The organism is Moorena sp. SIO4A1 (assembly GCF_010672065.1).
In the GTDB taxonomy this organism is placed as follows: domain Bacteria; phylum Cyanobacteriota; class Cyanobacteriia; order Cyanobacteriales; family Coleofasciculaceae; genus Moorena.
This window is the reverse complement of record NZ_JAAHHX010000116.1, coordinates 1-10,738: the sequence shown is the minus strand read 5'-3', so window position 1 is coordinate 10,738 and position 10,738 is coordinate 1. Positions and strand designations below refer to the sequence as shown.

General features: G+C 42.5%; 8 protein-coding genes. 6 read left to right on the top strand and 2 right to left on the bottom strand.

The features are described from left to right. The first annotated feature begins 141 nt into the window (after window positions 1–141). The 6 genes from F6K53_RS33965 to F6K53_RS33940 all read left to right on the top strand — a co-directional run bounded on the left by F6K53_RS33965 (window position 142) and on the right by F6K53_RS33940 (window position 6,219). Complete coding sequence (locus F6K53_RS33965) at window positions 142–285, top strand: hypothetical protein (RefSeq protein ID WP_293083727.1); 144 nt, start codon at window positions 142–144, stop codon at window positions 283–285. 153 nt (window positions 286–438) lie between these two features. Beyond that, window positions 439–1,521, top strand: a complete 1,083-nt coding sequence (locus F6K53_RS33960; RefSeq protein WP_293027558.1) for a DNA cytosine methyltransferase — start codon at window positions 439–441, stop codon at window positions 1,519–1,521. Further along, entirely contained in the window at window positions 1,494–1,634 is a 141-nt protein-coding gene (locus F6K53_RS33955; RefSeq protein WP_293027555.1) for a hypothetical protein, read from the top strand. Before F6K53_RS33960 ends, F6K53_RS33955 begins: the two co-directional genes overlap by 28 nt. A 508-nt stretch (window positions 1,635–2,142) precedes the next feature. Next, window positions 2,143–4,434 carry an ATP-binding protein gene (locus F6K53_RS33950; protein ID WP_293027553.1) on the top strand — a complete coding sequence of 764 codons (2,292 nt, stop codon included), beginning with the start codon at window positions 2,143–2,145 and terminating at the stop codon, window positions 4,432–4,434. Continuing rightward, complete coding sequence (locus F6K53_RS33945) at window positions 4,427–4,834, top strand: response regulator (RefSeq protein WP_229415320.1); 408 nt, start codon at window positions 4,427–4,429, stop codon at window positions 4,832–4,834. Before F6K53_RS33950 ends, F6K53_RS33945 begins: the two co-directional genes overlap by 8 nt. Before the next feature lie 206 nt (window positions 4,835–5,040). Then, the gene (locus F6K53_RS33940) at window positions 5,041–6,219 is read left to right on the top strand and encodes a hybrid sensor histidine kinase/response regulator (protein WP_293064718.1); all 1,179 of its coding nucleotides are present in this window, start codon (window positions 5,041–5,043) and stop codon (window positions 6,217–6,219) included. 118 nt (window positions 6,220–6,337) lie between these two features. Here F6K53_RS33940 and F6K53_RS33935 read toward each other — a convergent pair whose 3' ends face one another. Beyond that, entirely contained in the window at window positions 6,338–7,777 is a 1,440-nt protein-coding gene (locus F6K53_RS33935) for an MFS transporter (protein WP_293064721.1), read from the bottom strand. A 168-nt stretch (window positions 7,778–7,945) separates the two neighbouring features. Then, complete coding sequence (locus F6K53_RS33930) at window positions 7,946–9,967, bottom strand: TauD/TfdA family dioxygenase (RefSeq protein WP_293064724.1); 2,022 nt, start codon at window positions 9,965–9,967, stop codon at window positions 7,946–7,948. Window positions 9,968–10,738: the final 771 nt, after the last annotated feature.

Here is a 10,738-nt window from a genome sequence, read left to right as displayed (position 1 = left end):
TTTGAGTACTGTACCTGATTCAATCTTCGGTACAACCAAGGAGAATTCTTTGAGTTGCATTTTGCCCTTCGCACCTTGATGACAATTACCAGTTTACATGCTTTTCAAGCTTAACCGAACCGTATTGTCCCTACTCCCGTCTTGATGCAGTCGCTCATGGGGGAAACCCCCAAGACCGCGCTGCATCGCTACTCCCTACTCCCTACTCCCTGTTCCCTGTTCCCTGTTCCCTGTTCCCTGTTCCCTTTGGTATATGTAGCAATTTGGCATAACAAAATCAGCTGATACCCTTAAACTACAATTAGTCTAAATATAGCCCTGATCATAGTTATGAGGTACAGTAAATTTTCTTACCCCTACTCCCTACTCCCTACTCCCTGCTCCCTCAACCTACTCTACCGAGCTGATAGCTGATAGCGAAAAACTGATCACTAACTCATGAATGATTCCAAAAACGCCATCGATATATTTGGAGGTGCAGGTGGGCTTTCTCTGGGTTTACATATGGCTGGATGGCAGATCACCACAGCAATAGAAATTGATAAATCTGCTGTTTCCACTTATCGAGAAAACTTTCCTAGCACTAATGTTATTCGCTCCGATGTTAGAGCTATAGACTTTACTCAATTTAAAGGTATTGACCTAGTAGTAGGATCCCCACCGTGTCAACCTTTCTCTGTCCGAAACAAACACCCAAATAAACAGTTATCCCGAGCCAACCCTAAGGATTTAGTTCCAGAATTTATTCGAGCGGTAAGGGAGATTCGACCCAAGGCATTTTTAATGGAAACTATGCCTGGGTTGAAAAGCTCTAAAAATTTTAATTATTATCAATGGATTGAACAGCAGTTTCAAGCCCTGTATTATTCAGTTTATGTAGAGGTTTTAGAAGCAGCATCCTATGGAATTCCCCAGTATCGTGAACGTCTATTTTTCGTCGGTTTAGCCACAAAAACGGATTTTAGGTTTCCCCTAAAAACCCATGGGTTAGGGACATCTAATCCCTATATTTCATCAGGTTCAGCCTTAACTGATGTTCCCGACTATGAGCCGAATAGCACTAAAGTTTCCTATGCCAATAAACCCGTTATTCGTCCTACCCCTTGGACAGGAACCCTAGTCAAGGGTGGGGGAAAACCCATCAATTTCGATGCACCAAGTCCTACCATTACCGCTACTACGGGAGGTTACCGCACCCACATTATTGATCCTGAAGGTGTTTTACTGGTGTATCACCGTCATTTAATGAATGGGGGAAAGCCGAGATCAGGAACAGTTGAAGGGGTAAGACGGCTGACGGTACGGGAATCAGCTAGACTCCAATCCTTTCCTGATCATTTTGTATTCAAAGGTTCTAAAACATCACGATACAGACAAGTTGGTAATGCTGTACCACCACGGTTAGCCAAAGCAGTTGGAGAAGCAATCCATCAAGCAATCTTCCCCTCTGAGCTATCAACCACAAAAGACTTTCAATCCTATTTTGATCAGCTTTGCGACACATTGCATCTGCGGCTTTAGGGGATAAGAGCGTGGGAGATGGGGAGATGGGGAGATGGGGAGATGGGGAGATGGGGAGATGGGGAGGTGTGGGAGGTGTGGGAGGTGTGGGGAGATCGGAAAGATTTTTATAGCGTTAATCATACTTATGACATACAGGAGGTACAGTCAACTTAGTTACCCCTACTCCCTACTCCCTACTCCCTACTCCCTTAATGGAGTGTGGAGAGATGAAAGTGATGTGTAGCAACCTGATTTGCGTTCACGTTTGTCCATCAGAAGTTAACGTTTTTTGTTAAGTTAAATTATTAAGTATTGAGTTTTTACGTATTATTATTAATATTTTTTTAGAAGCAAGCCTAACATTCCCCTTGATGGCAAGAGGAATCCCATAAACAGCAGGAGATCTAAAGGCAGGACAAAAAATTTAATATTTTTTTAAAAATTTCTCTAGACCTAATCCTTGACTTACTGGGATATACTAGGAAATACTAGGTAGTCATAGGTAAGTTCCGTTAAAGATTCACAAGGTAAAAACTAAATAGTATTAGAAATAGTATTTGGAATGATATTGGTAATCAAGGAGACTTCCTTACAGAGGTCGTATAACTGTTGATAATCCTGGATTAAGGTCGGAGAATTATGGTAGGAATAGATTTACCAGTACAACAAACCAACTTGGATCACGAACCGATTCATGTGATTGGTCAAATTCAGCCTCATGGGGGACTGTTGGTACTGGAAGAGCCTGAGCTAAAAATCTTACAAGTTAGCAACAATACCTCTAGGGTTTTGGGAATCCCTCCCGAAGCCATGCTACAAAAAACCCTAGAAGATGTACTTGACCCATTTCAAGTGGAGAGAATTAAAGCTGGGTTATCTGAGGAAAATCTAGATATGATCAATCCTACTAAAATTTGGGTGAGGAAAAAAGGCGATGATTACGCAGTATTTGATGGTGTATTTCATCGTAACTCAGATGGATGTCTGATTCTGGAATTAGAACCAGCAGTTTCCCGGGAGACTATCCCATTTTTAAGCTTTTATCATCTAGCAAGAGCCTCCATTAACCAGCTCCAACAAACTTCAAATCTCCGGGATTTTTGTCAAATCATCGTCAAAGAGGTGCGAAAGGTCACTGGGTTTGACCGGGTGATGCTCTATAAATTTGAAGATGATGACCATGGAGCCGTTATTGCGGAAGAAAAACTAGACAGTCTGGAATCTTACCTAGGCTTACACTATCCAGAATCGGATATTCCTAAACCAGCCAGACGATTATTCTGTTCCAATTGGATCCGATTAATTCCAGATGCCAATTCCCAACCTGTTGAGATTTTTCCTACCGATAACCCCATCACCAATCGTCCCCTTGATTTAACATTATCGATTCTCAGAAGTGCTTCCCCCTGTCATATCAAGTACCTCCACAATATGGGAGTTGGGGCGTCTTTGACGATTTCATTGATTAAAGATAAAAAACTCTGGGGACTTATTGCTTGTCATCATCAAACCCCTAAGTATGTATCCTATGAGTTGCGCAAAGCTTGCGAATTTTTAGGACGAGTGATCTTCTCAGAAATTTCAGCCCGAGAAGAGACGGAAGACTATGACTATCAGATGAAGTTGTCCTATACTCAATCGATATTGATTGAGTATATGTCCCAAGAAGAAAACTTTATTGATGGCTTAGTTAAGCATGACCCTAATTTACTGGACTTGACTAGTGCTCAAGGTGCAGCAATTTGTTTTGGGGATAATTTTACGGTTATTGGTGAGACCCCTAGTGAAGAAGACCTGAAGTTTTTGGTGCAATGGCTGAAACAGAATGTTAATGAAGAGGTGTTCTATACCGATTCCCTGCCTCGCCTTTATCCTGATGCACAACGGTTTAAAGATATTGGTAGTGGCCTGCTAGCCATCCCCATTTCCAAGAGAAACTATGTGCTGTGGTTCCGACCAGAGGTGATTCAAACTGTTAATTGGGGGGGTGACCCAAGTAAAGCTTTTGAAACAACCCACACAGAGGGGACTTTGCAACTGTCGCCCCGTAAATCCTTTGAACTGTGGAAAGAAACCGTTCGCTTAACCTCTTTACCCTGGAAACAGGTAGAAATTAAGACAGCACTGGAACTGAGGAAAGCACTGATTAATATTGTCCTGCGTCAAGCTGATGAATTGGCTCAATTGGCTCAGGATCTAGAACGTTCCAATGCTGAACTGAAAAAGTTTGCTTATGTGGCATCCCATGACCTACAAGAACCCCTGAATCAAGTGGCCAATTATGTGCAGCTTTTAGAAATGCGCTATAATGACCGACTTGACGAAGATGCCAGCGAGTTTATTACCTTTGCGGTTGAGGGAGTCAGCCTCATGCAAACCCTGATTGATGATGTGTTGGCTTACTCGAAAGTCGATTTGCAGGGCATTGAGTTTAAACTGACGGAAGTGGAGACGGCCTTAGACCATGCTCTGGCTAATTTGCGGGGACGCATCCGTGAAACTGGGGCAGTGATTACCCATGACCCCTTTCCCACAGTTATGGCTGATAGCACCCAGTTGATGCAACTGTTCCAGAACTTAATCGGTAATGCGATCAAGTTCCGCAGTGAACAGCCGCCGGAAATCCATGTGGGGGCAAAACGACTGGAGGATTCATGGCTATTTTCAGTGCAGGATAATGGCATTGGCATTGAACCGCAGTTTAGCGATCGCATTTTCGTGATCTTCCAACGTCTGCACACCCGGGATGAGTATCCTGGCACAGGTATGGGTTTGGCTATCTGTAAAAAGATTCTGGAGTGCCACCGGGGCAAAATTTGGGTAGAGTCAGAACTAGGTCACGGTGCCACCTTCTATTTTACAATTCCAGTAAGGGGACGCGAGCGTGAGCGTAGAAACGGACGAAAGACACAAAATCATATTTTTGGTTGAAGACAATAAAGCCGATATTCGCTTAATCCAAGAAGCGTTAAAAAATAGCTCGGTACCCCACCAGGTAGTAACGGTCAGAAATGGCATGGACGCTATGGCTTACTTACACCAAGAAGGAGAGTATGCTGATGCCGTCCGTCCAGACCTGATCGTGCTAGATTTAAACTTGCCAAAAAAGGATGGTCGAGAGGTGCTCGCAGAGATTAAGGCTGACCCTAATCTCAAACGGATTCCTGTGGTGGTATTAACTACCTCAAGAAATCAGGATGACATTTTCCATAGTTACGACTTGCATGTGAATTGCTACATCACCAAATCCCGCAATCTTAGCGAATTATTCAAAATCGTCAAAGGAATTGAAGACTTTTGGCTCTCGACTGTCACCCTGCCATCACAATAAAAGGATTAGGGATTAGGGATTAGCCATAAACCATGAGACACTAAGGATTAAACATCAGGGTTGACTAACACAAGCGATGCAGCGCCGACCTGCGGGGGTTTCCCCCACTCGCGCTTTGCATCAAGACAAAGAAGGAAACCAATGAGGATTCTCGATCAAAGGAGAAATCCAGACCAATAAGCCCAAAGAAGAAATACTCAAAGGTAATGCCTGAAGGGTCAGTAAAAATCTTGTTAATTGAGGACAACCTGGCAGAAGCCAGATTGTTACAAGAGTTTTTGAAAGAAGCTCAGTTCAGGCAGTTTAGTCTAGTTCATGTCAAGCGATTGCGGGATGCACTCCAGGAAATCGCTCAGGCTAGAGCAATGTCAATTCCCTACGATGTGATCTTGTTAGATCTGACTCTACCGGACAGCCACGGACTAGCATCCCTCGGACCCTTGATCAAGCAAGCGCCTAGTTTACCGATTGTAGTGCTAACCAATACCAATGATGATGAATTAGCCATTGAGGCAGTTCGTCAAGGAGCACAAGATTATCTAGTCAAGCGGCAAGTCAAGGGAAAAATGCTGGTTCGTTCCTTGCGCTATGCTATTGAACGTAAGCAGGCAGCAGTTGCATTACGACAAGAAAATCAAGCCCTAGAAAGTCAGGTTCAGGAACAAACCGCTGAGTTGGTTAGAGCCAAAGAAGTCAATCAGCGCAAAGCGGAATTTGTTTCCATGCTCTCTCACGACTTTCGTAATCCCTTAAATACAATCCTCCTTTGTTCTGGATTGCTCCAAGACAAAGAGGAACAATTACCTAAAGAGAAAAAACTGGTTCATTTGCGGCTAATTCGCTCAGCCATCAAAAACATGGCCCAGTTGTTGGATGAGGTTTCATTAATCAGTAAAGCTGATTCCGGCAAACTCCTGTGTCAACCTACTCGGTTGGATTTGAAACGGTTTTGTCACCAATTAGTGGAAGAGTTACAAATCAGTAGCAAGAACAAGCATCAGCTAGTTTTTACCACTCAAGGAGAATTGAAGGAAGCCCTATGGGATGAACGATTGCTGCGACACATTTTTAGCAATTTGCTCACCAACGCTATTAAGTACTCACCCACAGGGGGAACAGTTCTGTTTGAACTGATTGCTCAGACAGAATGTGTTATATTCCGGATTCAAGACCAGGGGATGGGCATTCCCCCAGAAGACCAACCGCAACTGTTTGAGCCTTTCCATCGTGCTAGCAATGTTGGCACAATTCCTGGTAGTGGCTTAGGGCTAGCTATTGTTAAACAGTGTGTGGACGCTCATGGTGGTGAGATTTCTCTCAAGAGTCAGTTGGGAGATGGTACTACATTTACGGTTACCTTACCGTTAATCATGGTAAAATTATAGTATTTATCAAATAGGTGAAGTACTTTCGTCTTGGGTTTTAGGGAATAGGGAAAAGGGAATCAATCGGAAATCGGGGAACAAGGAAAAAATTCTTCTTTCGGTTTAACCATTCCACTATTCAGCAACACCTTTGATTTTGCCGCTGCCATAGGAATCCAGATATAACTACCGCAATCACAAGAATGGCAGAGACAATCCGAAAACTTACTTGTTCTCCAAACACTAAAGCCTCAACTGGCGCTGTTGTAACTGAAAATGGGGTGTCTACTGGGAGTTGGCTAGCAGATAAGCGCGAAAACAAAATTCCAATCAGCGTTATACCCATAACCTGACCTAAGGCTCGTGAAAAGAACCAGAGTCCAGAGGCAACACTGAGATATTCTGGAGGTACGCTGCCCATAATCACACTTTGGTTAGGGGGTTGGAACAAACCGAAACCGATTCCAAAGGGAATTATCCGCAATAAATAGCCCTTAACCGTCAATTCTTCGCTAAAGGTGCCGATCGCCAAACAGCCAATTAATAATAATGTCATTCCGATCGTACTAATGCTTCTTTCGCCAAAGCGATCTGCCAGGGAGCCTGCTACAGGGGCTACACATATTCCTAATATAGGCACGACTGCTATTAATAAGCCAACCTTTTGCTCGGAATAATGCTTAACGAGTTCTAGAAAAAAAGGTAAAATAAAAATTACTGTATTGGAAAAAGTATAGGAAAATACGCTTAAAATTAGACTTAAACTTAATTCCAGGGTTCGAAATAAACTAAGGTTAAGCAAGGGTTGAGCAGATTGTTTCTGAGACCACAAAAAACTAACGCAACCAATGACTGCGAACGCCAGTAAAACTAGAGTTATATTACCACCATTATCCCCTTCTTGTAAGCGTGTCATCCCGAGTAAAAAACAGGTCAACGTTATCCCTAAAATCAAAGCTCCCTGAAAATCAAAATACTTTTGACCTGAATGACTGCTCCCCCCTGGAGCTACTCCAATCACCAATACCATAGCGATTAAAGAAATGGGCACGTTAATCAAGAAAGCTGAACGCCACCCCCAATGCTCTATGAGTAAACCGCCTACTGTCGGTCCCAATGACACACCAGCCCAACCCGTGCTAGCAACGATCCCCAAAGCGAACCCTCGCTTTTCATTGGGGAACACCTCAGTCACCATCGCAGGGGTTAGTACTGCAATAAACACAGCCCCAAGACCCTGAAATATCCGTGCTGCAATCAATAAGTATATTGTCGTAGCGGTTCCACACACCAATGAACTTATGGCAAATGCTATAAGTCCGATTATATAGAGCAATTTCTTGCGCCACATATCCCCTAATCGAGCCACACAAAGCACCAGGACTGCCAGCATTAAGGAATAACTTAGGGGAACCCACTCAACCGTGGCAAAATCGCTATGCAAATCTTCTACCAGTGTTGGCAAAGCCAAATTGACAATATGAACATCTAGCGAGAACAGAAACGTTCCTAAACTCACAGCCAATAAGATCAACCATTCTTTAGAGATAGCTTTTTCATTGGCTTCTTTACTTTTCATCTGCTCTCAAAAATAGTTATTTTTGCTACGGTCTGATGGAGGTTTCGGGAGCTAAAATCACTACTTGTGTACCACTACCTAATATAGCAGTCCTAAATGATTTGTGAAATATATTGGCCAAAGCGATCGCTATAACCCTTGCCCAGCAATACTGGCTGGTAACGATGTTTAACCCGAAATACTAAAACCAAACTTTAGTTGATTGTGTGCAAGTTTGTGATGATCAGGTTTGCCGTCAAGCCATAAACGATGAAACTTACGCTTTGCACCTTGATTTTCCTTGAATGGTTTGCGGGTGTGTAAGATTCGGGTATTATCCATGATCAGAATTTCTCCCGGCTGAAGTTTGTACTGTAACTCGTCTGCCCCATTCTCAAGGTAACCTTGAATAAGATTGTAAGCTTGAGCTACCTTTGGTTTGGCTTGCACTGTAACCTGATGATCGCTGGGTCGATAAGTCAACATCACGCGATTATCTGCGCGTACAAAAACAGGACCTCGGTAAACTTCACCATCAACGGTTGTCGTTACTACAGCATCAGGTTCAAAGAGTGCTGGAAGTCCAATGGGATCCTGTTCTTTTAGAAAATTGTAGAGAGTTTCGGCTTGGACAACTTGAGATTCTCCCCCGGTGTCGGCGGCAACAATGCACTGCAGGGCAACAACTTTGGGAGGAACTGGCATAAAACTCCCATCAGTATGAAAGTCAAACGGTTGCCCCGTTAGAGCCGTGTACTTTGCCCCAGGCGTGGGTGTTACAGTTACGATACCGTCATCATCAGAAATACGGTGAGGCATAATCTGACCAAAATGTGAGCCTATATCAAGCAGGTTTTGCCGAAAGTTAGAGACACCATCGCAAGCAATGATAATGCAACCAAACTGATTGAACACCTCCAGAAGCGCATTAAGCATTGCCTTAGACATTTGGCTAATTTGCTCAACTCGAAATCTGATTAAATTGGGATCTTTGAGACATTGGCTATCTGCCACACCGTTATCCATTTGGGGAAACATCGGTAAGAGATCTTGTTCTATCAGACTCAAAACGTCCGATGTCGAATAACTACGCTGTTCTTGAATGGACAACTCTTTGAGAGAGGTTCGGAGTTGCTCGTAGCATTGTTGGGGCAGTGACTGATTTAAATGACGCTCAAAGAGATATTTGAAATTACTCGCCCCACTGCACTTGCCAAACCAGATTTCTGGTTCCTGATCAGGAAAGATTGTGTAGCTATGGCGATCGCACAGCAATGAATGGAGATGGATACCCGTTTCCTGCCTATGAGTTCCAGGAGAGTAGGGAGGATTGGCTCGGACTCCGAGACGAGCTAAAGCCTCTGTGACAGCTTCCAAAGCACTATAATTAATTCCTTCAACTTCCCAGCCCCAACGCATTCTTAATCCATCTAAAACCTGCTCTAAAGGGGCATTCCCTGCACGTTCTCCAATTCCCGAAAATGTTCCAGAAACGGCGATCGCGCCTGCATGGATAGCCTGGAGAGTATTTTCAAGTGCTAAACCCATGTCATTGTGAAAGTGTACCCCTAGGGGAGCACCATTGGTCACTTCCAAAAGATTACTAAGCCAAAAATGGGTCTTTTCTGGGGTTAGACATCCCACTGTATCAGCGAGTAAAAAGAATTCTACATAAGGTTCAAATTTCGAAATACACTGAGTTAAAAAATCAAAATCTGCACGGCTTGCATCCTCTGCACCAAAATAAACTTCTAAGCCACGATCACGTGCATACTCCAAGTGCTTTAATGTCTTTTCTAGCATAGACCAGCGAACTTGCTCAATCACGCTTATCGGAATATCATCATCAATCGTTTTACCTTGATATTCCAGCTGGCTCTGCACTTGCTTGTCTCGCAGAAATAGTAGCCGATCCGATACAGCATGAAATAATAAAATTTTCTGAACGCCAGTCTCCAAAGATTGATCAATAAACTTAGTTCCCATCATCGTCATAGCAGTAATCTTATCAGCCATACCTTTGCTCATAAGTTCGTTAACAAGGTAAGCTTCTGTCGGATGAATTGCTGGCATGAGATTGATTTTGTGAACCCCAGTAGCTGCAATCATATCAGCAAGATTCGCTTTAGTTTCCCGATCAAAGAAAAGTCCTGCTTGCTGTTCCCCATCCCGGAGTGTATCATCATAAATAGTAATCTTTATGGACTTCATTATTTTTTATCCTTAAGTTTTAGAAAGTCAATTACATCTGAAAACCCAATTTTACTAGATGCCTATTCTATTGTAGTGAGCTTGGACACCTTAAATGTTGCTTTATAAAAATACTATGATCTAGTTTGAAAAAGGGTTTAGCGGAAAAGTTTAGCTGAAAAATTTATTGAACTATTTTAGTTGTGCCAGTCTAGTAGTTATTAACAAAATACTAGATAGCACAAATATGCTTATCCAGCACACTTGAAAAGAATAGCACAGTAATCGATTGAATGTTGTAAAAAATGTACTTGACAAACGAAAATATTTATATATCAAAAGCTTTTATGCCATCAAGGCTATCTCAGAAACCCTCAACCCTCAAGGGGTTAACCGGCATTAGTCAAACCTTAAGAGCTGATTCGCAAAGTAAATCTTAAGAAGTCTGAAAGCCTTGCTATGACAGGGTAAACGCATCTTATTTGGTATAAATGGTAACATACAAAAAATTGATTAACTCAATTTTTTGTGAAATTCGAATAAATCCCATCCTAAAGCAGTTTTTTTTGTTCAAAGTCAACAAATTTTCCGCTGACTTTGAACAAAAATCAAAGTCGGATTTGCGTACGAAACCAGAATGTAGAGTACTCTCAAATCGACCAAGGATAACACGGCCAATAATTGAGAATAAGTTGCGCTTATTGAGAATCAACAGGGTAATTCTAGATTTTTGATACTATTGTTTATTTTTTCACTGTAAATTTTAATACAAATTTAGATGCGTTTACCCTG